This window comes from Pseudomonas phoenicis (assembly GCF_047302395.1).
GTDB lineage: Bacteria > Pseudomonadota > Gammaproteobacteria > Pseudomonadales > Pseudomonadaceae > Aquipseudomonas.
Map to the genome: position 1 here is coordinate 2,298,839 of NZ_CP154852.1, position 26,434 is coordinate 2,325,272.

Annotated in this window: 14 protein-coding genes, 2 tRNA genes and 3 rRNA genes; 11 read left to right on the forward strand and 8 right to left on the reverse strand. The window is 61.4% G+C overall.

Annotated elements, in window-relative coordinates; genetic code table 11:
* The first annotated feature begins 217 nt into the window (after positions 1-217).
* The gene (locus AA0Z93_RS10340) at positions 218-928 is read left to right on the forward strand and encodes an ArsR/SmtB family transcription factor (RefSeq protein ID WP_413045406.1); all 711 of its coding nucleotides are present in this window, start codon (positions 218-220) and stop codon (positions 926-928) included.
* An 8-nt stretch (positions 929-936) separates the two neighbouring features.
* Here the strand turns inward: AA0Z93_RS10340 and AA0Z93_RS10345 are convergent, their stop codons facing one another.
* From AA0Z93_RS10345 to AA0Z93_RS10370, 6 genes are all read right to left on the reverse strand, one after another.
* On the reverse strand, positions 937-1,884 hold the full coding sequence (locus AA0Z93_RS10345) for an adenosine deaminase (RefSeq protein WP_413045405.1): 948 nt from the start codon (positions 1,882-1,884) through the stop codon (positions 937-939).
* 115 nt (positions 1,885-1,999) lie between these two features.
* Positions 2,000-3,352, reverse strand: coding sequence for an 8-oxoguanine deaminase (locus AA0Z93_RS10350; RefSeq protein WP_413045404.1), 1,353 nt, complete (start codon positions 3,350-3,352; stop codon positions 2,000-2,002).
* A 118-nt stretch (positions 3,353-3,470) separates the two neighbouring features.
* On the reverse strand, positions 3,471-4,157 hold the full coding sequence (locus tag AA0Z93_RS10355) for an SDR family oxidoreductase (RefSeq protein ID WP_413045403.1): 687 nt from the start codon (positions 4,155-4,157) through the stop codon (positions 3,471-3,473).
* 391 nt (positions 4,158-4,548) lie between these two features.
* Complete coding sequence (locus AA0Z93_RS10360; RefSeq protein ID WP_413045402.1) at positions 4,549-5,133, reverse strand: IMPACT family protein; 585 nt, start codon at positions 5,131-5,133, stop codon at positions 4,549-4,551.
* 9 nt (positions 5,134-5,142) lie between these two features.
* On the reverse strand, positions 5,143-5,805 hold the full coding sequence (locus AA0Z93_RS10365; RefSeq protein ID WP_413045401.1) for a TetR/AcrR family transcriptional regulator: 663 nt from the start codon (positions 5,803-5,805) through the stop codon (positions 5,143-5,145).
* A gap of 71 nt (positions 5,806-5,876) precedes the next feature.
* Entirely contained in the window at positions 5,877-6,794 is a 918-nt protein-coding gene (locus AA0Z93_RS10370; RefSeq protein ID WP_413045400.1) for a LysR family transcriptional regulator, read from the reverse strand.
* A gap of 118 nt (positions 6,795-6,912) precedes the next feature.
* Here AA0Z93_RS10370 and AA0Z93_RS10375 point away from each other — a divergent pair, with 118 nt between their 5' ends.
* From AA0Z93_RS10375 to recD, 10 genes are all read left to right on the forward strand, one after another.
* Positions 6,913-8,259: an aspartate aminotransferase family protein gene (locus tag AA0Z93_RS10375; RefSeq protein WP_413045399.1), complete on the forward strand. Its 1,347-nt coding sequence runs from the start codon at positions 6,913-6,915 to the stop codon at positions 8,257-8,259.
* A 69-nt stretch (positions 8,260-8,328) separates the two neighbouring features.
* Positions 8,329-9,822, forward strand: a complete 1,494-nt coding sequence (locus AA0Z93_RS10380; protein WP_413045398.1) for a CoA-acylating methylmalonate-semialdehyde dehydrogenase — start codon at positions 8,329-8,331, stop codon at positions 9,820-9,822.
* Between the two features lie 541 nt (positions 9,823-10,363).
* Positions 10,364-11,900 (forward strand): 16S ribosomal RNA (locus tag AA0Z93_RS10385).
* Positions 11,901-11,986: 86 nt separating this feature from the next.
* A tRNA-Ile gene (locus AA0Z93_RS10390) sits at positions 11,987-12,063 on the forward strand.
* Positions 12,064-12,069: 6 nt separating this feature from the next.
* A tRNA-Ala gene (locus AA0Z93_RS10395) sits at positions 12,070-12,145 on the forward strand.
* A gap of 257 nt (positions 12,146-12,402) precedes the next feature.
* Positions 12,403-15,294: ribosomal RNA gene (locus tag AA0Z93_RS10400) — 23S ribosomal RNA — on the forward strand.
* A 126-nt stretch (positions 15,295-15,420) separates the two neighbouring features.
* A 5S ribosomal RNA gene (gene rrf / locus AA0Z93_RS10405) occupies positions 15,421-15,536 on the forward strand.
* Together the 16S, 23S and 5S rRNA genes with 2 tRNA genes alongside form the textbook arrangement of a ribosomal RNA operon.
* A gap of 151 nt (positions 15,537-15,687) precedes the next feature.
* Positions 15,688-19,170: an exodeoxyribonuclease V subunit gamma gene (gene recC / locus AA0Z93_RS10410; RefSeq protein ID WP_413049007.1), complete on the forward strand. Its 3,483-nt coding sequence runs from the start codon at positions 15,688-15,690 to the stop codon at positions 19,168-19,170.
* On the forward strand, positions 19,167-22,862 hold the full coding sequence (gene recB / locus AA0Z93_RS10415; protein WP_413049006.1) for an exodeoxyribonuclease V subunit beta: 3,696 nt from the start codon (positions 19,167-19,169) through the stop codon (positions 22,860-22,862). The genes recC and recB overlap by 4 nt, the downstream gene beginning before the upstream one ends.
* Positions 22,859-24,922, forward strand: a complete 2,064-nt coding sequence (gene recD / locus AA0Z93_RS10420; protein ID WP_413049005.1) for an exodeoxyribonuclease V subunit alpha — start codon at positions 22,859-22,861, stop codon at positions 24,920-24,922. The genes recB and recD overlap by 4 nt, the downstream gene beginning before the upstream one ends.
* Positions 24,923-24,948: 26 nt before the next feature.
* Here the strand turns inward: recD and AA0Z93_RS10425 are convergent, their stop codons facing one another.
* Positions 24,949-25,314 (reverse strand): SHOCT domain-containing protein, encoded by a 366-nt coding sequence (locus AA0Z93_RS10425; RefSeq protein WP_413049004.1) that lies wholly within the window; start codon positions 25,312-25,314, stop codon positions 24,949-24,951.
* Positions 25,315-25,427: 113 nt separating this feature from the next.
* The gene (locus tag AA0Z93_RS10430; protein ID WP_413049003.1) at positions 25,428-26,378 is read right to left on the reverse strand and encodes a LysR family transcriptional regulator; all 951 of its coding nucleotides are present in this window, start codon (positions 26,376-26,378) and stop codon (positions 25,428-25,430) included.
* Between the last annotated feature and the right edge of the window lie 56 nt (positions 26,379-26,434).

Sequence of the window (26,434 nt, forward strand, 5' to 3'; positions counted from 1 at the left end):
TAAGCCGTGCCTAGCCGGCCACAGACGCCGCCGGCTGCCGGCTTATACTCGCCCCTGACAGGCCGGCCAGGCAGTCGCCCTGGCCTTCCGCAGTGCCGGGGTGCGGCAGATGGCCAGGGAGGTTCGGCGGCCATTCCATTACCCCCAGCCAGCGTGTATCAGGCGTCGTGCAGGCCCTGATCGACGAATCACTATCTCGTAAGGGAGCAGCGCAGATATGAAAGCAGTGAGCAGCATCAGCCGTATTGCCAGCTTGATGGCCGATCCCAAGCGCAGTGCCATGCTCTGGGCCTTGATCGACGGCACACCGCGGCCCACCGCCGAGCTGGCGATGATGACCGGGCTGACCTGCTCGTCGGCCTGCGCGCACCTTTCACTGTTGTCCACGGCCGGCCTGCTGCGACCGGAGTCGCGCGGGCGCAAGCGCTACTTCCGCCTGGCCACGCCAGAGGTCGGTGCTGCGGTCGAGGCATTGGCCAACCTGGTGGTCGACCCCGAGCAGTCCCGCCGCGGCACCTTTCCCTTGCAGATTCCGCTGGCCATGCGTCGGGCGCGGCTGTGCACCGATCACTTGGGCGGCGAAATAGCGGCCGAACTGTATCAGCGCCTGACGGACGCGGGCTGGCTGGAGCGCCATGGCGAACAGTTGCTGGTGACACCCTTGGGCAGGGTCGAGTTGGAAAGCATTGGCGTCTTCATCGATGCCCTGGCGCCTCAGCACAGCCGGGGTGGTGTGGTTTGCCATTGCAGCGAATGGAGCGATCAGGGCCCGCACCTGGGCGGTGTGCTGGGGCGGGCCTTGTTCAAGTTGTTCGTGCAATCGGGCTGGGTGCGCGAACAGGAGGGCGGACGGGCGTTGCAGACCACGCCCCTGGGCATTCAGCAGATCAGCCGCATCGCCCGGGTCGACAATCTGCAAGTGGGCTGATCCTGGACTCAGGCCAGACGCGCGTCGAGGCTGTTCTGCGCCAAGCGCTTGGCCTGGTCCTCGGTCATGCCGAGGTGTTGGTGCAAGGCATGGAAGTTTTCCGTCACGTAGCCACCGAAGTAGGCCGGGTCGTCGGAATTGACCGTCACCTTCACGCCGCGCTCGAGCATGTCGAGGATGTTGTGCTGGCTCATGTGGTCGAACACGCACAGCTTGGTGTTGGACAGTGGGCAGACGGTCAGCGGGATCTGCTCGTCGATGATGCGTTGCATCAGGCGTTCGTCCTCGATGGCGCGCACGCCATGGTCGATGCGCTTGATCTGCAACAGGTCGAGGGCTTCCCAGATGTACTCGGGCGGGCCTTCTTCACCCGCGTGCGCCACCGCTACCAGGCCTTCGCCACGAGCGCGCTCGAACACGCGTTGGAACTTGCTCGGCGGGTGGCCTTGCTCGGAGCTGTCCAGACCGACGGCGACGAACGCGTCACGGAAAGGCAGGGCCTGGTCGAGGGTCTTCTGCGCTTCATCTTCGCTCAGGTGGCGCAGGAAGCTCAGGATCAGCCCGCTGCTCACACCCAGTTGCTGCTGGCCGTCACGCAGGGCCTGGCGAATGCCGTTGAGCACCACTTCGAAAGGAATGCCACGGTCGGTATGGGTTTGCGGGTCGAAGAACGGTTCGGTGTGGATCACGTTTTGCGCCTTGCAGCGCAGCAGATAGGCCCAGGTCAGGTCGTAGAAGTCCTGCTCGGTCTGCAAGACCCCGGCGCCTTGGTAATAGAGGTCGAGAAATTCCTGCAGGTTGTTGAAGGCGTAAGCGCTGCGCAGCGCTTCGACATCGTTCCAGGGCAGGGCGATCTTGTTGCGTTCTGCCAGGGCGAATAGCAACTCGGGCTCCAGGGAGCCTTCGAGGTGCATGTGCAATTCGGCCTTGGGCAAGGCATTGAGCCAGTCATACATGGAGTTGGGTCTCGATCAGGAACGGTTGTGGTCATTCTACTGGAATTTTTTCTCGGAGCCCGACCCGCGTCCTTTCGGCGCAGGGTGGCGACCCAGCGCGAGCCGGGCGGGCCGGTCAACCGATCAGACGCTGCGCGGCCTGTCGGTGATCGGCGATCAGACCTTGCAGGTCCAGCCCCTGCACCTGGCCATCCACCACCCGCCAGTGGCCGCCGATCATGACCCGGTCGGCGCGGTCGGCGCCGCACAGCAGGAGGGCCGACAGCGGATCGTGGCTGCCTGAGAAACGCAGTTCGTCGAGACGGAACAGGGCCAGGTCGGCCTGCTTGCCCACCGCCAGACTGCCAATGTCTTCGCGTCCGAGCAGACGCGCCGAGCCCAGGGTAGCCCAGCCCAGTACCCGCTGTGGGGTGATCGCTTCGGCGCCGTAGCGCAAGCGTTGCAGGTACAAGGCCTGGCGCGTTTCCAAGATCAGGTTGGAGGCGTCGTTGGAGGCCGAGCCGTCCACGCCCAGGCCGATGCAGGCGCCGGCCTCTTCCAGCGCCAGTGTTGGGCAGATGCCCGAGGCCAAGCGCATGTTCGAGCTTGGGCAGTGGCATATCCCGGTGCCGGCCGCGCCCAGCCGGGCAATCTCGTCGGCATCGAAATGAATACCGTGGGCAAGCCAGGTACGCGGCCCGAGCCAGCCGACGCTGTCGAGGTAGTCGACGGTGCGCAGACCGAAGCGTTGCTGGCAGAAAGCTTCTTCGTCGAGGGTTTCGGCCAGGTGGGTATGCAGGCGCACGTCCAGCTCGTCGGCCATCTCGGCACTGGCGCGCATGATCTGGGGCGTCACCGAAAACGGCGAGCACGGTGCCAGGGCGATCTGAATGGTCGCGCCAGCGCCTCGCTGGTGGTAATTACGGATCAGGCGCCGGCTGTCTTCCAGGATCACCTCGCCCTGCTGCACGGTCTGCTGGGGCGGCAGACCGCCTTCGGCTTCACCCAGGCTCATCGAGCCGCGAGTGAGCATGGCGCGCATGCCCAGCTTGTGTACGGCTTCGATCTGCACATCGATGGCTTCTTCCAAACCTTGCGGGAACAGGTAGTGATGGTCGGCCGCCGTGGTGCAGCCCGACAGCAGCAGTTCGGCCAAGGCCACTTCACTGGCCAGGGCCAGGGATTTTGGGGTCAGGCGTGCCCAGACCGGGTACAGGGTCTTGAGCCAGGGAAACAGTGGCTGGTTGACTACCGGCGCCCAGGCGCGGGTAAGGGTCTGGTAGAAGTGGTGATGGGTATTGATCAGGCCGGGCAGGACCACATGCTCGCGGGCATCGAAGACCTGCTCGCAAGGTTGCGTGGGCCGTTGGCCCAAGGGGACGAGTTCGCTGATCCGGCCGTCTTCTATCACCAGGCCGCCACGGGCGTCTTGGACGTTGGCGGTGAAGATGGCAAGCGGGGTTTTCAACCAGATACGGGTCGCAGGCATGGCGCCGGCTCCTCTGAAAGTGGGTTCAGGTAAGCCAGCTCAGTGTTGCCCTGTCTGCTGATCCAGGTCCGCCGTGGGCGAGGCACCGACTATAGGGCCTCGCGCTGCGGCGTTCAATTCACCAGGTGAGGGTTTCGCCCTGGAAGTCGATGAAGCGCAGGCCCGGTCGTCCGCGCTGGGCAGTGATCTGCTCGACCAGACCACGGGTGCTGGTCTGCACGTCGAGCGGCGCGTTGTCGCCGCCCATGTCGGTTCTTACCACGCCCGGGTGCATGGCCAGTACGGTCAGGTCGGGGCGCTGCAACTGCACCACGAAGCTGTTGATCATCGAATTGAGGGCAGCCTTGCTGGCCTTGTACAAGCAGATTTCGCCGCCGTTCGGGCTGGTCACGCTGCCCAGACCCGAACTCATGAAGGCCAGTACGCCGCGATCCCGATCGATCTGACCGACCAAACGGCTGGCCACCCGGATCGGGGCGACGGCATTGGTCATGAACAGTTGGCCGACATCGTCCAGGGTCACGCTTTGCGGCGATTGCGGCTGCGGGCCCATGACGCCGGCATTGACGAACACCAGGTCGAAGACCTGGCCTTGCAGGCGCTGCACCAGGGCATCGAGCTGGGCATCGTCGTTCATCTCCAGCGTTTCGACCTGCACGCCAGGCACTGCCTGCAAGGCTTGAGCTTTGCTCGGGTCGCGCACGGTGGCCATGACATTCCAACCCGCTTCACGCAGACGCTCGGTCAAGCCGAGCCCCAGGCCACGGGAGGCACCGATGATCAGAGCGGTAGGTGTAGTGGACATGCGGCGTTCCTCGAAAAGTTGAAGAATGCCGGAGCATACCGCAACCCTTGGCGCTCGGACGTCGACTTGGTCCACAAGGTGCTGTTCAAATATTGATCAATGCCTTGCAAGCCAAGCCTCGCGCGGCTTAGCGGCGATCGCGCACGGGTTATCCACAAGCTCCTCCACTGCAACTGTGTGCAAGCATGCAAGAGCGTCGGTCGTTGCAGGATCAGTTTTCCCCAAGTGCACAGCTTGTGTGTAACTTGTGCGCAAACGGTGTATCGACTGCGTGTATGTGGCCATTGATCGATTATTGATCAATAGCCTGCAGCCCTTGATACGGCTGGCGTGCGGCGCTATGCCCCAAGGTTATTCACAGGCAGGCACACAGTAGTTGTGTGCAACTCCATCACCGTCGTTGCAAGCGGATTCGCCCGCGGCTCAAGTCGGCCAGTTGCGTTTGCAACATGTCCAGGTGGGTCTCGGCGAACGCCAACTCCAGATCGACGCCTTCGGCGGTGAACCGCTCATCCATCATCAACCCATCGATCTCGGCCAAACGCAGTTTCACCAGCGCCAGCTCGCTGAAAGCGCAACTGCAGGTGAAGTGGCTGCGCTGTACCAGCAAACGCTTGGCAGCCTGTTGCAGGCATTTGTTCGCGCCGCCTCCGTAGGCCCGGGCCAGCCCACCAGTACCCAGCTGAATGCCGCCATACCAGCGGATCACCAGCACCACGACCTGATCGCAATCCTGCGCCTCGATGGCCGCCAGGATCGGCCGGCCCGCCGTGCCGCCCGGTTCGCCGTCGTCGTTGCTGCGGTATTGACCACCGATCTTCCAGGCCCAGCAATTGTGCGTCGCGGCCAGGTCGCTGTGCTGGGTAATGAACTGCGCGGCCTCGCCGGGTGTGGCGATGGGCGCGGCCAGGGTGATGAAGCGGCTCTTGCGAATTTCTTCACGAAACTCGCAGGGCTCGAGCAGGGTAGAGGGCATAGGTCCGGATCAAACGGGCGATTTTACGCCGCAGCCTTTGAGAATGATGTGAATGAGGTTGTTGCTGGCCTCTTCGATGTCCTGCTTGGTCAATCGGCTACGGCCGGTCACCTGGCAAATCTGCGTGGCGAAGTCGGCATAGTGCTGGGTGCTGCTCCACAGCAGGAAGATCAGGTGCACCGGATCGACCGGGTCCATCTTGCCCGCGGCGATCCAGGCTTCGAACACGGCCGCGCGGCCACGGAACCACACGCGGTAGTCGGCCGAGAAATATTCGTTCAGGCATTGGCCGCCGCTAATCACTTCCATGGCGAAGATGCGCGAGGCTTGCGGATTGCGCCGGGAGAACTCCATCTTGGTGCGGATGTAGCGGCTCAGCGCTTCGCCCGGATCGTCTTCCACGCTCAGGGCGTTGAAGGTGCTGTCCCACAGCTCGATGATGTTGCTCAACACCGCGATGTACAGGCCCAGTTTGTTGGTGAAGTAGTAGTGCAGATTGGCCTTGGGCAGGTCGGCCTTCAAGGCGATGGTGTTCATGCTGGTGCCCTTGAACCCGTGGCGGGCGAACTCGTCCTCGGCGGCCTGAATGATGGCGCGCTCGTTTTTCTGGCGAATGCGGCCGGCGGGCTTGCTCGAGGTGGAGTTGCTGTGCGCGGGGACTTCAAGGGTCATGGACGATTCCGTCAGTTCTGGATGGTACGGATTGTCAGACAGATTACCTGCCTGTGCACATCAGACAAACCCTAGCGTGTCGCCGCCAGGCTATCCAAAAAGCGCTGCAGCACCAGATTCGGACGCCGGTCCTTGCGTGTCACCCAGCTCAGGCTCAGGTCATGGAAGCGCTGCGTCGGTTTGAGCGCGCGCAGGCGACCCTGCTGGACCCAGAAACTGGCGTAGTGGTCGGGCAGGTAACCGATGTAGCGCCCGGTCAGGATCAGGAACGCCATGCCTTCGCGGTCCGACGCACTGGCCGTGCAGTGCAGCGCCTGGTAACAGGCTTGCGCCTGGGCCGGCAGCCGGAAGGTGGGGGCGATGGCGTCCTGGCTGTTGAGGCGCCCATCGTCGATGTGCGCATCGTCGGCGAAGAACAGCGGGTGGCCTACCGCGCAATAGAGCAGTGAGCGTTCGCTGTACAACGGCTGGTACTCGAGTCCCGACAGCGGGCTGGTCTGCGGCACGACGCCCACATGCAGGCTGCCGTCCAGCACGCCTTGCTCGACCTGACTCGGAGCGATCATGCGGATCTGGATGCGTACCTCCGGCCCCCGATCCTTCAGCTCGGCCAGGGCATGGGTGATGCGCATGTGCGGCAGGGTCACCAGGTTGTCGGTCAGGCCGATGTTCAACTCGCCGCGCAGGTGCTGGTGCAGGCCGTTGACCTCGGTGCGGAACGACTCGAGGGCGCCGAGCAACTGCAAGGCCGACTGGTAAACCTCGCGCCCTTCCTCGGTCAGCGAGAACCCTGCACGGCCGCGTTGGCACAGGCGCAGGCCCAGCCGTTGCTCCAGGTCCTTCATCTGCTGGCTGATGGCCGAACGGCCGATCCCCAGAATGGTTTCTGCGGCCGAGAAACCTCCGCACTCCACCACGCTGCGGAAAATCTTCAACAGGCGAATATCGAAATCACTGACCTGGGCGAGTGCCTCGGGACGTCGGCTCATTAGTTTAGTGCGCCACTGACTGAAGATTAGAAATGTTGAGTTTTCCAGACTTTATCGCCGTGCCAGTTTATCGGCAAACGCAACCATCGTTGTCTGATCGTCTTTCGAGGAACCGCCGATGAACATGCCTGAGAACGCGCCCGTGGGTATCGCCAGCCAGCTCAAGCTGGATGCTCACTGGATGCCCTACACGGCCAACCGCAATTTCCATCGCGACCCGCGGTTGATCGTGGCGGCCGACGGCAATCATCTGGTGGACGACAAAGGCCGAAGAGTGTTCGACGCTCTGTCCGGGCTTTGGACCTGCGGCGCCGGCCACACCCGCAAGGAAATCGCCGACGCAGTCAGCCGACAGCTGGCGACGCTCGATTACGCACCGGCCTTCCAGTTCGGTCATCCGCTGGCGTTCCAGTTGGCGGAGAAGATCACCCAGCTCACCCCGGGCGACCTCAATCATGTGTTCTTCACAAACTCCGGCTCCGAGTGCGCCGACACTGCGCTGAAGATGGTCCGCGCTTACTGGCGCCTGAAAGGGCAGGCCAGCAAGACCAAGATCATCGGCCGTGCGCGTGGCTATCACGGGGTCAACATCGCCGGCACCAGCCTGGGCGGTGTCAACGGCAACCGCAAGATGTTCGGGCAATTGCTCGACGTCGATCACCTGCCGCACACCGTGCTGCCGGGCAACGTGTTCAGCAAGGGCCTGCCGCAGCAAGGCGGTGTTGCCCTGGCCGAGGAAATGCTCAAGCTGATCGAGTTGCACGACGCTTCCAACATCGCCGCCGTGATCGTCGAGCCGCTGGCCGGCTCGGCGGGTGTGCTGCCGCCGCCGGTGGGCTACCTCAAACGCCTGCGTGAGATCTGCACCCAGCACAACATCCTGCTGATCTTCGACGAAGTGATCACCGGCTTCGGACGCATGGGTGCCATGACCGGCGCCGAAGCGTTTGGCGTCACTCCGGATCTGATGTGCATCGCCAAGCAGGTCACCAACGGCGCCATCCCCATGGGCGCGGTAGTGGCCAGCAGCGAGATCTACCAGACCTTCATGAACCAGCCTACGCCCGAATACGCGGTGGAATTCCCCCACGGCTATACCTATTCGGCGCATCCGGTCGCCTGTGCGGCAGGTATCGCGGCGCTGGATCTGTTGCAGAAGGAGAATCTGGTACAGGCCTCCGCCGAACTGGCGCCGCATTTCGAGACGTTGCTGCATGGCTTGAAGGGCGCCAAGAACGTGGTCGACATTCGCAACTACGGTCTGGCCGGTGCCATCCAGCTCGCCGCGCGCGACGGCGATGCCATCGTGCGGCCCTACGAAGTGGCCATGAAACTGTGGCAGGCCGGCTTCTATGTGCGCTTTGGCGGCGACACCCTGCAATTCGGCCCGACCTTCAACACCCAGCCCCACGAACTGGATCGCTTGTTCGATGCGGTGGGCGAGCACCTGAACCGCATCGATTGACCGCTTTCGCTTGGACGACGGGCGCGGCATGCCGCGCTGGTCCCTTCCTAATTGTTTACGGAGTTTTGCATGAGCATCGTTCAGCATCTGATCGACGGCCAGTTGGTGTCCAATGGCGGACGTACCGCCGACGTCTTCAACCCAGCCACCGGCCAGGCCACCGGCAAGGTCGAACTGGCCAGCCAGGCCACTGTGCAACAGGCCATCGACTCGGCCGCTGCCGCTTATCCCGCCTGGCGCAACACGCCCCCAGCAAAGCGCGCGCAGGTCATGTTCCGTTTCAAGCAGTTGCTTGAGCAGCACGAGGCGCACATCGCCCAGTTGATCAGCCAGGAGCACGGCAAGACCCTCGAAGACGCTGCCGGTGAGCTTAAACGTGGCATCGAGAACGTCGAATTCGCCTGCGCCGCACCGGAAATCCTCAAGGGTGAGTACAGCCGCAACGTAGGGCCGAACATCGATGCCTGGTCCGACTTCCAACCGCTGGGCGTAGTCGCTGGCATTACACCCTTCAACTTCCCGGCCATGGTGCCGCTGTGGATGTACCCGCTGGCCATCGTCTGTGGCAATGCATTCATCCTCAAGCCGTCCGAGCGCGATCCGAGCTCGACGCTGTATATTGCCCAGTTGCTGCTAGAGGCTGGCTTGCCCAAGGGCATTCTCAATGTCGTGCATGGCGATAAGGAAGCGGTCGACGCGCTGATAGAGGCGCCGCAGGTCAAGGCGCTGAGCTTCGTCGGTTCCACACCGATCGCCGAATACATCTATGCCGAAGGCACCAAGCGCGGCAAGCGCGTGCAAGCCCTGGGCGGGGCGAAGAACCACGCGGTGCTGATGCCCGACGCCGACCTCGACAATGCGGTCAGTGCCTTGATGGGCGCGGCTTATGGTTCGTGCGGCGAGCGCTGCATGGCAATCTCGGTAGCCGTCTGTGTGGGAGATCAGGTGGCGGACGCCTTGATCGGCAAATTGGAGCCGCAGATCAAAGCGTTGAAAATCGGTGCCGGCACTTCCTGTGGTCTGGATATGGGGCCGCTGGTGACCGCCGCCGCACGCGACAAGGTCGTCGGCTATATAGAAGAGGGCGTGAGCGCCGGCGCTCAGTTGGTGGTCGATGGCCGTGGCCTGCGCGTTGCAGGCCACGAGGATGGCTACTTCCTGGGCGGCACGTTGTTCGACAAAGTGACCGCAGACATGCGCATCTACAAGGAAGAGATCTTCGGGCCGGTGCTGTGCGTGGTGCGTGTGCAGAGCCTGGAGCAGGCCATGCGGCTGATCAACGAACACGAATACGGCAATGGCACTTGCATCTTCACCCGTGATGGCGAGGCGGCGCGGTTGTTCTGCGACGAGATCGAAGTGGGCATGGTGGGGGTCAACGTGCCCTTGCCGGTACCGGTGGCTTACCACAGCTTCGGCGGTTGGAAGCGCTCGTTGTTCGGCGACCTGCATGCCTACGGTCCGGACGGTGTGCGCTTCTATACCCGTCGCAAGGCCATCACCCAGCGCTGGCCACAGCGCAAAAGCCATGAAGCATCGCAGTTCGCGTTCCCAAGCCTGTGATATAGAAGGGGAGGCCATATTTAGGCCTCCTTTGTTCTTTTTGAACTATTTCGAAATAAGCGCTTGACGCCTCCTCAGATCTCTTTATACTGCGCACCACTTCCGGGGCAAACGGAACGGAAAACTCCTTGAGATTCAATGAGTTGAACGTTTTCTGAAGGCCGGGAGCGTTTCGATCTACTGATCGGCAGCGGTGAAAAAAGGCAGTTGACAGCAGGTTGTAACGCTGTATGATTCGCCTCCCGCTACGAGAGATCGCAGCGAGCCAAGTGGTTGAAGTTGAACGAGATTCTCGCAAAACACTTCAAAATAAACACTTGACAGACACTGAGGGCAGCGTAGAATGCGCGCCTCGGTTGAGACGAAAGGCTCAACCAACCGCTCTTTAACAATTTGAATCAAGCAATTCGTGTGGGTGCTTGTGAGTACGGACTGATAGTCACCAAGATTATCAGCATCACAAGTGACCATGCGAGAAATCACATAGTCATTTGAGATTGCTGAGCCAAGTTTAGGGTTTCTTAAAAACCCAAGCAGTATTGAACTGAAGAGTTTGATCATGGCTCAGATTGAACGCTGGCGGCAGGCCTAACACATGCAAGTCGAGCGGATGAGAAGAGCTTGCTCTTCGATTCAGCGGCGGACGGGTGAGTAATGCCTAGGAATCTGCCTGGTAGTGGGGGACAACGTTTCGAAAGGAACGCTAATACCGCATACGTCCTACGGGAGAAAGCAGGGGACCTTCGGGCCTTGCGCTATCAGATGAGCCTAGGTCGGATTAGCTTGTTGGTGAGGTAATGGCTCACCAAGGCGACGATCCGTAACTGGTCTGAGAGGATGATCAGTCACACTGGAACTGAGACACGGTCCAGACTCCTACGGGAGGCAGCAGTGGGGAATATTGGACAATGGGCGAAAGCCTGATCCAGCCATGCCGCGTGTGTGAAGAAGGTCTTCGGATTGTAAAGCACTTTAAGTTGGGAGGAAGGGCAGCTAGCGAATACCTGGTTGTTTTGACGTTACCGACAGAATAAGCACCGGCTAACTCTGTGCCAGCAGCCGCGGTAATACAGAGGGTGCAAGCGTTAATCGGAATTACTGGGCGTAAAGCGCGCGTAGGTGGTTTGTTAAGTTGGATGTGAAAGCCCCGGGCTCAACCTGGGAACTGCATCCAAAACTGGCAAGCTAGAGTATGGTAGAGGGTGGTGGAATTTCCTGTGTAGCGGTGAAATGCGTAGATATAGGAAGGAACACCAGTGGCGAAGGCGACCACCTGGACTGATACTGACACTGAGGTGCGAAAGCGTGGGGAGCAAACAGGATTAGATACCCTGGTAGTCCACGCCGTAAACGATGTCAACTAGCCGTTGGAATCCTTGAGATTTTAGTGGCGCAGCTAACGCATTAAGTTGACCGCCTGGGGAGTACGGCCGCAAGGTTAAAACTCAAATGAATTGACGGGGGCCCGCACAAGCGGTGGAGCATGTGGTTTAATTCGAAGCAACGCGAAGAACCTTACCAGGCCTTGACATGCAGAGAACGTTCCAGAGATGGATCGGTGCCTTCGGGAACTCTGACACAGGTGCTGCATGGCTGTCGTCAGCTCGTGTCGTGAGATGTTGGGTTAAGTCCCGTAACGAGCGCAACCCTTGTCCTTAGTTACCAGCACGTTATGGTGGGCACTCTAAGGAGACTGCCGGTGACAAACCGGAGGAAGGTGGGGATGACGTCAAGTCATCATGGCCCTTACGGCCTGGGCTACACACGTGCTACAATGGTCGGTACAGAGGGTTGCCAAGCCGCGAGGTGGAGCTAATCTCACAAAACCGATCGTAGTCCGGATCGCAGTCTGCAACTCGACTGCGTGAAGTCGGAATCGCTAGTAATCGTGAATCAGAATGTCACGGTGAATACGTTCCCGGGCCTTGTACACACCGCCCGTCACACCATGGGAGTGGGTTGCACCAGAAGTAGCTAGTCTAACCTTCGGGGGGACGGTTACCACGGTGTGATTCATGACTGGGGTGAAGTCGTAACAAGGTAGCCGTAGGGGAACCTGCGGCTGGATCACCTCCTTAATCGACGACATCAGCCTGCTGATGAGCTCCCACACGAATTGCTTGATTCATTGTACGAAGACGATGCTGTAACGCGACCCTGTTATAGGTCTGTAGCTCAGTTGGTTAGAGCGCACCCCTGATAAGGGTGAGGTCGGCAGTTCAAATCTGCCCAGACCTACCAGCTTCTGGGGCCATAGCTCAGCTGGGAGAGCGCCTGCCTTGCACGCAGGAGGTCAGCGGTTCGATCCCGCTTGGCTCCACCACCTTTTAGCATCGTTTGCTGTTCAGAACTTAGAAATGAACATTCCACCCAGGTCATCGGGTGCGCTGAATGTTGATTTCTGACTTTTGTCAGATCGTTCTTTAAAAATTCGGATATGTGATAGAAATAGACTGATGGCCACTTTCACTGGTGGTGATCAGGCTAAGGTAAAATTTGTGAGTTCTGCGCGAGAGCGCAACATGCGAATTTTCGGCGAATGTCGTCTTCATAGTATAACCAGATTGCTTGGGGTTATATGGTCAAGTGAAGAAGCGCATACGGTGGATGCCTTGGCAGTCAGAGGCGATGAAAGACGTGGTAGCCTGCGATAAGCTTTGGGGAGTCGGCAAACAGACTGTGATCCAGAGATCTCTGAATGGGGGAACCCAACCAGCACAAGCTGGTTATCTTGTACTGAATACATAGGTGCAAGAGGCGAACCAGGGGAACTGAAACATCTAAGTACCCTGAGGAAAAGAAATCAACCGAGATTCCCTTAGTAGTGGCGAGCGAACGGGGACCAGCCCTTAAGTTGGTTTGAGAGTAGTGGAACGCTCTGGAAAGTGCGGCCATAGTGGGTGATAGCCCCGTACACGAAACGCTCTTATCAATGAAATCGAGTAGGACGGAGCACGAGAAACTTTGTCTGAATATGGGGGGACCATCCTCCAAGGCTAAATACTACTGACTGACCGATAGTGAACCAGTACCGTGAGGGAAAGGCGAAAAGAACCCCGGAGAGGGGAGTGAAATAGATCCTGAAACCGTATGCGTACAAGCAGTGGGAGCCTACTTTGTTAGGTGACTGCGTACCTTTTGTATAATGGGTCAGCGACTTATATTCAGTGGCGAGCTTAACCGAATAGGGGAGGCGTAGCGAAAGCGAGTCTTAATAGGGCGTTTAGTCGCTGGGTATAGACCCGAAACCGGGCGATCTATCCATGGGCAGGTTGAAGGTTAGGTAACACTGACTGGAGGACCGAACCGACTACCGTTGAAAAGTTAGCGGATGACCTGTGGATCGGAGTGAAAGGCTAATCAAGCTCGGAGATAGCTGGTTCTCCTCGAAAGCTATTTAGGTAGCGCCTCATGTATCACTGTAGGGGGTAGAGCACTGTTTCGGCTAGGGGGTCATCCCGACTTACCAAACCGATGCAAACTCCGAATACCTACAAGTGCCGAGCATGGGAGACACACGGCGGGTGCTAACGTCCGTCGTGAAAAGGGAAACAACCCAGACCGTCAGCTAAGGTCCCAAAATCCTGGTTAAGTGGGAAACGATGTGGGAAGGCTTAGACAGCTAGGAGGTTGGCTTAGAAGCAGCCACCCTTTAAAGAAAGCGTAATAGCTCACTAGTCGAGTCGGCCTGCGCGGAAGATGTAACGGGGCTCAAACCAGGTACCGAAGCTACGGGTATCACCTCTGGTGATGCGGTAGAGGAGCGTTCTGTAAGCCTGTGAAGGTGAGTTGAGAAGCTTGCTGGAGGTATCAGAAGTGCGAATGCTGACATGAGTAACGACAATGCGAGTGAAAAACTCGCACGCCGAAAGACCAAGGTTTCCTGCGCAACGTTAATCGACGCAGGGTTAGTCGGTCCCTAAGGCGAGGCTGAAAAGCGTAGTCGATGGAAAACAGGTTAATATTCCTGTACTTGCAGTTATTGCGATGGAGGGACGGAGAAGGCTAGGCCAGCTTGGCGTTGGTTGTCCAAGTTTAAGGTGGTAGGCTGAGATCTTAGGCAAATCCGGGATCTCAAGGCCGAGAGCTGATGACGAGTTGCCTTTAGGCGACGAAGTGGTTGATGCCATGCTTCCAAGAAAAGCTCCTAAGCTTCAGATAACTGGGAACCGTACCCCAAACCGACACAGGTGGTTGGGTAGAGAATACCAAGGCGCTTGAGAGAACTCGGGTGAAGGAACTAGGCAAAATGGCACCGTAACTTCGGGAGAAGGTGCGCCGGTGAGGGTGAAGGACTTGCTCCGTAAGCTCATGCCGGTCGAAGATACCAGGCCGCTGCGACTGTTTATTAAAAACACAGCACTCTGCAAACACGAAAGTGGACGTATAGGGTGTGACGCCTGCCCGGTGCCGGAAGGTTAATTGATGGGGTTAGCGCAAGCGAAGCTCTTGATCGAAGCCCCGGTAAACGGCGGCCGTAACTATAACGGTCCTAAGGTAGCGAAATTCCTTGTCGGGTAAGTTCCGACCTGCACGAATGGCGTAACGATGGCGGCGCTGTCTCCACCCGAGACTCAGTGAAATTGAAATCGCTGTGAAGATGCAGTGTATCCGCGGCTAGACGGAAAGACCCCGTGAACCTTTACTATAGCTTTGCACTGGACTTTGAATTTGCTTGTGTAGGATAGGTGGGAGGCTTTGAAGTGGGGACGCCAGTCCTCATGGAGCCATCCTTGAAATACCACCCTGGCAACTTTGAGGTTCTAACTCAGGTCCGTCATCCGGATCGAGGACAGTGTATGGTGGGTAGTTTGACTGGGGCGGTCTCCTCCCAAAGAGTAACGGAGGAGTACGAAGGTGCGCTCAGACCGGTCGGAAATCGGTCGTAGAGTATAAAGGCAAAAGCGCGCTTGACTGCGAGACCCACACGTCGAGCAGGTACGAAAGTAGGTCTTAGTGATCCGGTGGTTCTGTATGGAAGGGCCATCGCTCAACGGATAAAAGGTACTCCGGGGATAACAGGCTGATACCGCCCAAGAGTTCATATCGACGGCGGTGTTTGGCACCTCGATGTCGGCTCATCACATCCTGGGGCTGAAGCCGGTCCCAAGGGTATGGCTGTTCGCCATTTAAAGTGGTACGCGAGCTGGGTTTAGAACGTCGTGAGACAGTTCGGTCCCTATCTGCCGTGGACGTTTGAGATTTGAGAGGGGCTGCTCCTAGTACGAGAGGACCGGAGTGGACGAACCTCTGGTGTTCCGGTTGTCACGCCAGTGGCATTGCCGGGTAGCTATGTTCGGAAGAGATAACCGCTGAAAGCATCTAAGCGGGAAACTTGCCTCAAGATGAGATCTCACTGGGATCTTGAATCCCCTAAAGGGCCGTCGAAGACTACGACGTTGATAGGTTGGGTGTGTAAGCGCTGTGAGGCGTTGAGCTAACCAATACTAATTGCCCGTGAGGCTTGACCATATAACACCCAAGCAATCTGCCAAGACGCAGGTTGGGTGCAAGACGCATCGCCGAAGATTCGCACACAGATCATCACATATCCGAATTGGCTGGCCCGTCGGCAACGACGTACCGGCAACCGAATTTCTTGACGACCATAGAGCATTGGAACCACCTGATCCCATCCCGAACTCAGCAGTGAAACGATGCATCGCCGATGGTAGTGTGGGGTTTCCCCATGTGAGAGTAGGTCATCGTCAAGATTCATTTCGCAAAACCCCTATCTGCGCGAGCAGGTAGGGGTTTTGTCTTTTCTGCGCGCTGCAAAATCAGCTGACACTTGCATTTCGCTTCCAAGTTGCGGCATCCCCAGTCAGATGGCATCGTTTCCTCTCGAAAAGCCCAGGTAGCCCTATGTCTCAGTCCGAGTCCATCACCCCCGGTTTCATGGTCATCCACGGCAACCGCTCGGACGACCTGCGCAACCTGGTGGTGGAATGGATGCGTCTGTATCCGTTACGGCCGCTGGAAAATGAAGTGGTCCTGGTGCAGAGCAACGGTATCGCCCAGTGGCTGAAAATGGCTTTGGCCGCAGACGCCGACGACGGCGGCTGCGGTGTGGCCGCTGCGATCGATGTGCAATTGCCCGGCAGCTTTCTTTGGCGTCTGTATCGATCCGTACTGGGCCGCTCGGAGATCCCGGAAATCTCGGTACTCGACAAAGGCCCTTTGACTTGGCGCTTGATGCGGCTACTGCCCATACTCATCCAGCAACCGCTGTTCGCCCCCCTTGCACGTTTTCTCAACGACGACCGGGACATGCGCAAGCGCTATCAACTGTCCCAGCGTCTGGCCGATCTTTTCGACCAGTACCAGGTGTATCGCGCCGATTGGCTGGAAGATTGGGCCGAAGGCCGTTACCAGCTGCGCAGCGGGCGTGACGAGCTTCGTCCGCTTGCCGAAGGCAACCAATGGCAAGCCGCGCTGTGGCAAGCCTTGCTGCAGGATGTCGGTACCGAAGGTATGGCGCAGAGCCGAGCCGGCGTGCATCAGCGCTACATGCATAGCATCGAGACCGCACAGACCGCTCCTGCCGGGCTACCTAGCCGGGTGATCGTGTTCGGCATCTCGTCGCTGCCCGCCCAAGTGCTGCATGCGCTGGCCGGGTTGTCTCGATTCACCCAGGTCCTGTTGTGCGTGCACAACCCTTGCCGCCACCACTGGGCCGACATCGTCGCCGACAAGGATCTGCTGCGTCGCGAGTACCGCCGCCAGAACCGCAAGCCAGGCATACCGCTGCAGCTCGATGCCACCAGCCTGCACCAGCACGCGCAACCGTTACTCGCCGCATGGGGCAAGCAAGGCCGCGATTACATCGCTCTGCTGGACGAATTCGACCAGCCGGACAGCTACCGCGGGGCGTTCAGCGACGGCAAGATCGACCTGTACAGCGACGAGCCGGCGCAAGCCCTGCTCAACCAGTTGCAGGACGACATCCTCGAACTGCGTCCGCTCGCCGAAACCCGCGAGGTCTGGCAACCCGTCGATCCTGCCACCGATGATTCGATCCGTTTCCACATCGCCCACAGCGCCCAACGCGAAGTGGAAGTGCTGCACGACCAACTGCTCGAACATTTTTCCCGCAACCCTGCGCTCAACCCCCGGGACATCATCGTCATGGTCCCGGACATCAACGGCTATGCGCCACACATTCGCGCAGTGTTCGGCCAAGTGCCGCGCGAAGATAAACGCTTCATCCCGTTCACCCTGAACGACCAACTCCAGCGCGGTCGCGATCCGTTGCTCATCGCCCTGGAACACCTGCTGCAATTGCCCGACAGCCGTTTCGCCGTCGGCGAAATACTCGACTTGTTGGACGTGCCCGCCATCCGTGCCCGGTTCGACATCCCAGAGCAATCCTTGGCCGTTCTGCACCGTTGGATCGAGGGCGCAGGCGTGCGCTGGGGGCTGGATGCGCGGCAGCGCACAGCGCTGGGGCTGCCTGCCAGTATGGAGCAGAACAGCTGGCGCTTTGGCTTGCGACGCATGCTGCTGGGCTATGCCGTAGGCAGCGGCGAGGGTTTCGCGGGGGTAGAGCCCTACGACGAAGTAGGGGGCCTGGACGCCGCATTGGTAGGACCATTGTTCGCTTTGATCGACCGCCTCGATCACTGGTACCAAGCCCTGCTCGAACCTGCCGCCCCGGCTGCCTGGGGTCAGCGTTTGCAAGGCTTGGTCAACGACTTCTTCAAACCCGAGGACGAGCACACCGAATACCTGCTGATCCAGCTCGACGAACTGCGCGATCAATGGCTGCAAACCTGCGCCTCGGTCGAGCTCGAAGAGCCACTGCCGTTGACGGTGGTACGCGAAGCCTGGCTGGCCGGGCTCGACCAAGGCGGCTTGAACCAGCGCTTCCTCGCAGGTTCGGTGAATTTCTGCACGCTCATGCCGATGCGCGCCATTCCCTTCGAGATGGTCTGCCTGCTGGGCATGAACGACGGCGACTATCCGCGCGCGCAACCGCCGCTGGATTTCGACTTGATGGCCGCCGATTACCGCCCCGGCGACCGCTCCCGGCGGGAAGACGACCGCTATCTGATGCTCGAAGCCGTGCTGTCGGCGCGCAACCACCTGTACATCAGTTGGGTAGGTCGCAGTATCCGCGACAATACCGAGCGCCCACCTTCGGTGCTGGTTGGACAGTTGCGCGACCACTTGGCTGCCGGATGGCGCTTACTCGGCGACATGCCCGACACCGAATCGTCAGACGGTGGTCAGGCGTTGCTTCACGCGCTGACGCTGGAGCATCCCTTGCAGCCCTTTAGCATTCGCTACTTCCAAGCAGGTACGTCGGCTCTGTTCAGTTATGCCCGTGAATGGCAGGCCGTGCATGAGCCTTGCGCAGCACAAATGCCATTCGATCGCCTGCAACCGTTCCAACCAGACGGGCCATTGGCGATCGAGGTGCTGACCAACTTCCTGCGCAACCCAGTGAAGCATTTCTACACCCAGCGCCTGAAGGTGCATTTCGAACAGGTACAAGGGGCCCTCGAAGAGGCCGAACCCTTTACGCTCGATGGGTTGCAGCACTACAACTTGAGCACCGATCTGTTGGAAGCTGCGCTCAAAGGCGGTGATGGCGAACTCGATGTCCGCCTGCGCAATCAGGCCAACAGGCTCCAGGCCACCGGTCGTCTGCCCATGGCCGGCTTTGGCGAGTCGCTGCAAGCCGAACTGATCGCGCCGCTGCCAGACCTCATCGGCCGTTACCAAGCCTTGCGAGTGCGTTGGCCCATCCCGGTAGAGAGTGCCTTGCCTCTGTATTTCGCTGCCCATGGGATTGAAGTCGAAGGCTGGCTCGCGAACCTGCACGAAGCGAGCGACGGCGGCCTGCTGCGCGTCACCTTGCTGGCCAATGCGATCAACACCCGCAGCGGGCGCAAGTGGCCGCGCTTGATCGACAGTTGGGTGCATCACCTCATGGCCTGTGCACAGTGTTTGCCGTTGCACACAGCGGTAGTCGCGACCGACACCACCTTGTTGCTGCCGCCGCTGAGTGCCGACATGGCCAGTAGCGCGCTGAGCGATTTGCTTCTGGCCTGGCGGCAAGGCATGGCCGAGCCTTTGCCGGTCGCGCCGCGCACCGCGTTCGCATTCCTCGCTGGCAAGGATCGGGAAGCTGGCCTGAAAGCTGCCCAAGTCACGTATGAAGGTTCCGAATTCAGCCAAGGCGATGCTGGCGAGCGTGCCCGCGACATGGCTCTGGCCCGGCAGTATCCGGATTTCGCTGTACTGACGGCCGACGAATCGTTCGAAGGCTGGGTGCAGGCGCTCTACCAACCGTTGTTCGAGGCCCCATGGGCTGACCTGCAAGCCCAGGAGACCAAGCGATGAGCGAAGCCGCCAGCCGCCCCCTTGCCTTGACCTTCCCGTTGCGCGGCAGCCAACTGATCGAAGCCAGCGCCGGCACCGGCAAGACTTTCACCATCTCGGCCCTCTACCTACGTCTGATCCTGGGTCATGGCCTGGACGACAGCGGCTTTGGCCGTGAATTGCTGCCCCCGCAGATCCTCGTGGTGACCTTCACCGACGCAGCCACTAAAGAGCTGCGCGACCGCATCCGCGCGCGCCTGGCCCAGGCGGCGCAGTTCTTCCGTGACGAGATCGCCGCGCCCGACGCATTGGTCGCCGAGTTGCGCGACGACTATCCCAGCGATACTTGGCCACTCTACGCCAGCAAACTGGACGCCGCCGCCCAGTGGATGGACGAAGCCGCGGTGTCGACCATCCATGGTTGGTGCCAGCGCATGCTGCGTGAGCACGCTTTGGACAGCGGCAGCCTGTTCACGCAAAGCCTGGAAACCGACCACAGCGAGTTGCTCAACGAAGTCGCCCGCGATTACTGGCGGCAATTCTGCTACGGCATGCTGGGCGAGACCCTGGCCTGGGTGCGCGAGCACTGGCAGTCACCCGCGCATCTGCTGGCGCGTGCCAAAGGCTTGCTCGGCAGCGCCGGGCCACTGGAAGACGACGCCCATCCCGCGCAACACATCGAAGGTGGTCTGCACCGACGGCAGGAAGCCTTGGCCAGCATCAAGCAGCCTTGGGGCGCTTGGATCGAGGAGCTGCGCGCACTGCTGATGCAGGGCATTGCCGACAAGACTGTCGACGCACGCAAGCTGCAAGTGCGCTACGTCGAGCCCTGGCTGGATTCACTGAGCCAATGGCATGCCGATCCGGACAGCCATCAGCTGGACCTTGGCAAAGGCTTCGAACGGCTCACCCCTCAAGGCCTGGCCGATGCCTGGAAAGGCACACCGCCCAGCCACGTCGCACTGGAGGCCATGCTCACCTTGCGTGAGCGCTTGCAGCAGTTGCCCGACCCTGGCGCGGATGCGCTCGATCATGCCGCTGCCTGGATCTCCACGCGCTTCGAAAACGAAAAGCGTCGCCGCGCCGAGATGGGTTTCGACGACATGCTCCTGCGCCTGGACGCGGCCCTGCGTGGCGATGCGGGCGAGGCGCTGGCGCAGATCATCCGCGAGCAGTTCCCGGTGGCCCTGATCGACGAGTTCCAAGACACCGACCCTGTGCAATACCGCATCTTCGAGCGCATCTACCAGATCGAACAGAACCGCCAGGACCTGGGTATCTTTCTGATCGGCGACCCCAAGCAGGCCATCTACGCGTTTCGCGGCGCCGACATCCACACTTATCTGCGCGCGCGGCGTGCCAGTGCCGGCCGTTTGCATAGCCTGGGCACCAACTTCCGCTCCACCGAGGCCATGGTCTCTGCCGTCAACCGCGTGTTCGAACAGGCCGAGGCCCGGCCCGAGGGGCGTGGCGCCTTCCTGTTCCGCAAGGGCGGGGACAATCCGGTGCCGTTCCTGTCGGTGGCCGCCAAGGGGCGCAAAGACACCCTGATCGTGCAGGGCCAGGCGCAAGCGGCATTGACCTTCTGGACCCTGCCCAGCGAAAAACCGGTGGCCAAAGGCACCTACCGCGACCAGCTAGCACCGGCCTGCGCCAGCGAGATCGTGCGCCTGTTGGAGCTGGCCAAGACCGGCGAGTGTGGGTTCGTCGACACCAACGGCGCACGGCGCCCATTGGCCCCGGCCGACATCGCCATCCTGGTGCGCGACGGCGGCGAGGCCCAGGCCATTCGCAGCCAGTTGCGCGCCCGTGGCGTGCGCAGCGTGTACCTGTCCGACAAGGAGTCCGTGTTCCGCAGCCAGGAAGCCCTGGACGTACTGGCCTGGCTGCGTGCCTGCGCCGAGCCGGACGCCGACCGCCTGCTGCGTGCCGCCCTGGCCAGCGTCACCCTGGCGCGCCCCCTGGCCGAGTTGGAAGCGCTGAACCGCGACGAACTGGCCTGGGAAGCGCGGGTCATGCAGTTTCGCGACTATCGCACGCTGTGGCGCACCCAAGGGGTGCTGAGCATGCTGCGCCGGCTGCTGCACGACTTCGAGCTGCCGGTGCGCCTGACCGCCCGTGCCGACGGCGAGCGGGTGCTGACCAACCTGCTGCACCTGACCGAACTGTTGCAACAGGCTTCGGCCGAACTGGACGGCGAACAGGCCTTGATCCGCTATCTGGGGGAACGTCTGACCAGTCAGGCAGACGGCGGCGAGGAACAGGTGGTGCGCCTGGAAAGCGACGAGCAGTTGGTCAAGGTGGTGACCATCCACAAGTCCAAGGGCCTGGAGTACCCATTGGTGTTCCTGCCCTTCGTCTGCAACACCCGCCCGGTCGACGGCAGCCGCTTGCCGGTCGGCTGGCACGACGAACGCGGCGAGCTACGCATGACCATGACGCCGGACGAAACCGTCATCGCCGCCGCCGACGATGAGCGCCTGGGCGAAGACCTGCGTCTGCTGTACGTGGCCCTGACCCGCGCCCAGTACGCCTGCTGGCTGGGCGTTGCGGACCTGAAGCGCGGCCGCGAGAGCCGCTCGGTGCTGCATCGTTCGGCTCTGGGTTACCTGTTGGGCGGTGGGGAGCCACTGCCGGCTTCCACTGACCTGAGCGCTTGGCTGACCGAGGTGCGCGGCAGCAATCCGGCGGTACAGGTGCAGCCGCTACCCGAGACCAGCGATCGGGTCTACACCCCAGTGCGCAGCGAGCGACGCCTGCAACCGGCGCGCGAGCCCGGTCGACGCGCCGCCGAATACTGGTGGATCGCGTCCTACAGTGCCCTGCGCATCGCCGACAGCATCAGCGGCGAACTGGCGCCCGACAGCCTGCGCGCGCAGAACCTGCTCGACGACGAGCCGCTGGGCAACGCCAACGAACTGGCGCCCGGCCAAGGCTCGATCCACCAGTTTCCGCGCGGCCCGCACCCGGGCACCTTCCTCCACGGCCTGCTGGAGTGGGCTGCGCGCGAAGGGTTCGGACAATTGTCCGCCCAGCCCGAGGCGCTGCACGATGCCGTGGCGCGGCGCTGCGCCACCCGCGGATGGGATGGGTGGATACCGACCCTGGAGCACTGGTTGAACGCCATGCTCGGCGTTGCGCTGCCGCTGGGCGAGGGTGCCGAAGTGCGCCTGTGCGACCTGGCCGATTACCGCTACGAAATGGAGTTCTGGTTCGCCAGCCGCGAGGTCGATGTGGTGCGCCTCGACACGCTGGTGCGCCAGTACACCCACCAAGGTGCGCCGCGCGCGGCGGCCGAGGGCGGTCGGCTCAATGGGTTGTTCAAAGGCTTCATCGACCTGTGTTTCGAGCATGAGGGCCGCTATTACGTGGCGGACTACAAGTCCAACTGGTTGGGTGCGGACAACGCCAGCTATTCCATGGCGGCCATGGAGGTGTCGATTCTCGAGCACCGCTACGACCTGCAATACGTGCTTTACCTGCTGGCTCTGCATCGCCAGCTCAAGGCGCGCCTGAGCGATTACGACTACGACCGCCACATCGGCGGCACCGTGTTCATCTTCCTGCGCGGGCTTGGCGCGCGAAGCCGCGGGGTGTATTTCAGCCGGCCGCCCAAGGCCTTGATCGAACAGCTCGACCTGCTGTTCCAAGGCAAGCTGCACACCTTGGCCACTGCGGCCCAGGTCGATCTTTTCGCGGAGAATCGCCCATGAGCGACCTGTTCACTCCTCCTGCTGCCCAGACAGCACCGTCGCTGGCGTCCAACGCAGGCCTGTTCGCCCTGCTGAGGCGCTGGGTGGGCCGTGGTTGGCTGCGCGCGCTGGACCTGGCCCTGGTGCGCTTTCTCGATGAGCAAGCGGCGGGCGAACAGCCGCTGGTGTTGCTCGCCGTTGCCCTGACCAGCCATCAGCTGGGCCATGGCCACGTCTGCCTTGACCTGGCACAGACCCTGGCCGAGCCCGATTTCGCGCTGTCGTTACCGCCCGAGGGCGAGGACAGCCAGACGGTGGAAGTTTTGCCGTCCAGCGTCATGGCCGGCCTGGCGCTGACCGACTGGGTCCATGCTCTGAACCGTTCGCCGTTGGTGGCGCCAGACCTGCACGGCCCGAGCGACCGGCCCCTGGTGCTCAGCGGCGAGCGCCTGTACCTGCGCCGTTACTGGACGTACGAGCGGGCCGTGGAAAGCAGTCTGCGCACGCGCCTGGCTTTACCCTTCGACGTGCCGGACGACCTACCCACCAGGCTCGCCGGTCTGTTTCCAGCATCCGCCACCTCGGGCATCGACTGGCAGAAGCTGGCCTGCGCCCTGGCCACCCGCGCGGCGCTGAGCATCATCACCGGCGGCCCCGGCACCGGCAAGACCACCACGGTGGTACGCCTGCTGGCACTGCTGCAAGGCCCACGGGTGGAGGCCGATCGGCCTTTGCGCATCCGCCTCGCCGCGCCGACCGGCAAGGCCGCCGCGCGGCTCACGGAATCCATCGGCGCCCAGGTGCAGAGCCTCGACGTGGCGCCGGCGATCAAGGCGCGTATTCCCACCGAAGTGACCACCGTGCACCGCCTGTTGGGCAGCCGGCCCGGCACCCGGCATTTCCGCCATCATCGCGGCAATCCGCTGCCGCTGGATGTGCTGGTGGTCGACGAAGCCTCGATGATCGACCTGGAGATGATGGCCAACCTGCTCGAAGCGCTGCCGCCACGGGCGCGGCTGGTGCTGCTCGGCGACAAGGACCAACTGGCCTCGGTGGAAGCCGGCGCGGTGCTGGGCGACCTGTGCCGCGACGCCGAAGCCGGCTTCTACAGCCCGGCTACCTGGGCCTGGCTGGAAGCGGTCGCCGGCCATTCGCTCGAAGCGACTGGCTTGCGCGAGGGCGACCCGCAGCGCCACGCCTTGGCCCAGCAACTGGTGATGCTGCGCCACTCACGGCGCTTCGCCGAGGGCAGCGGCATCGGCGAGCTGGCCCGCGCGGTGAACGAACAGCGCGCCGCCGATGCCCGCCGCGCGCTGAACGACACCAGCCTTATCGATGTGGTCAGTTGCCGCCTGCGCGGCGAGCAGGACCACGCGCTCGACCGCCTGCTGATCACCGGCAGCGGCCAGGGACGCGGCAATGCCGGCGGGTATCGACACTATTTCGATGTACTGCAGCGCCAACGCCCCGCAGCGGACACGCCCCTGGCCGACCCTGCCTGGTTGGCTTGGGCCGGCCAGGTCCTGACGGCCTTCGACCGCTTTCGTCTGCTTTGCGCGGTGCGCAAGGGGCCGTGGGGCGTAGAAGCCGTCAACCAGCGCGCCACCTGCGCCCTGCAAGGCGCCGGGCTGATCGAGGGCGACCACCAATGGTACGAAGGCCGCCCGGTGCTGATCACCCGCAATGACTATGGCCTAGGCCTGATGAACGGCGACATCGGCGTGACCCTGCGCCTGCCCGAATCCGAACACAACCAGCACCTCACCCTGCGCGTGGCTTTCCCGCGCAACGACGGCCAGGGCGGCGTGCGCCTGGTCCTGCCCAGCCGCCTGAGCGATGCGGAAACCGTCTACGCGATGACCGTGCACAAGTCGCAAGGCTCGGAGTTCGAACACACGGCGCTGATCCTGCCCGACGTACTCAACCCGGTGCTGACCAAGGAACTGGTGTACACCGGCATCACCCGCGCCCGGCAATGGTTCACCCTGGTGGAGCCGCGGGTGGGGGTGTTCGAAGAGGCGGTGAATCGGCGGGTGAGGCGGTTGAGTGGGTTGATGCTGGAGGCGGGTGGGGCCGTATGAAACCGCCGGCACCCGCTATCGATGCTTCAGGCGCCCAGCAATGCCTGCTTTTGCTTGTTGAACTCGTCCTCGGTCAGCACGCCTCGTGTTTTCAAGTCCGCTAGCTTTTCCAGTTCGTCGGCGATCGATGGCGTCGAAGCGGCAGAACCGGCATTGGAGCGGGCGATGGCCTTGATCGATTCCAGGTGGCGCTCGTTGTCGGTGGCAAGCTGCGCTTCGCGAGCCGACTCCTCGTTCAGATCACTGACGATCAAACCAATGATCAAGCCCAGCAGGGGCGAGGTGAATAGCGACAATAAGGTAAAGCCCCAGAAGCTACGGCCCTTGGAGCTGGCCAACATGCCTACGCCCATCGATAGAAAAATCCATAACGCGATGATCAAAGCGCCCATTTCAATAGCTCCCTGGCTGTTTTAAGTATTGATTCGCGCGGTTTTATAGCATATGGCCATGATCGCGGTGCAGTTTTCCCACTCATGCGGCTCAGGGTGACCGTGTGGCGGCATCAAGGCCTTGGAAACTGCAGCGCACAGCGGCGTCCATCCAACAGTGCTTCGTTCGCTTGGATCGCTTCACGTATGTAATCCCACACCAACACGATCCGCCGCAATTTCCGCAAATCCTCCCGACAGTACATCCAAAACTGCCGCGTCACCTCCACCTCCCTCGGCAACACCTCCACCAACCGCGCATCCTGCGCCGCGATGAAGCACGGCAGGATCGCCAGCCCGTGCCCCTGTACCGCCGCCGTGTACTGCGCGATCACGCTGGTGCTGCGCAGCGGTGCGTGGGCCTCGGGGATCAGGTGGTTGAGGTAGAGCAGCTCGGCGCTGAAGGCGAGGTCTTCCACGTAGCTGATGAAGCGGTGCTGGCGCAGGTCGCCGAGGGTTTCCACCGGTCGGTGGCGCGCCAGGTAGTCGGGCGTGGCGTACAGGCGCAGGCGGTAGTCGCACAGCTTGCAACACACGTAGGCGCCGTGTTCGGGGCGCTCCAGGGCGATGACGATGTCGGCCTCGCGCTTGGACAGGCTGATGAAGTGGGGCAGCGGCAGGATGTCGACGGAAATCGCCGGATAGGTGTCGACGAAGTGGCTCAGCTGCGGGGTGACGAAGAAGCTGCCGAAGCCTTCGGTACAGCCGATGCGCACATGGCCCGACAGCGCCATGCCCGAGCCGGACACCTGCTCGCAGGCCATGTGCAGGGTGCTTTCGATGGACTCGGCGTAGCCCAGCAGACGCTGGCCTTCTAGGGTCAGCAGAAAGCCGCTGGTGCGCGACTTTTCGAACAGCAGCGTACCGAGCGCCTGTTCCAGCGCGGCAATGCGCCGCGATACCGTGGTGTAGTCGACGCCCAGGCGCTTGGCCGCGCTGCTGGCCTTGCGCGTGCGGGCCACTTCGAGAAAGAACTTCAGGTCGTCCCAGTTCAGGGTGCCGAGGCGGGTAGGGTCTTTTTGCATGACGATCCGGTTTTTTTATTAGGTTTTACGGGATGTTTGCACATCTATACTGAAAT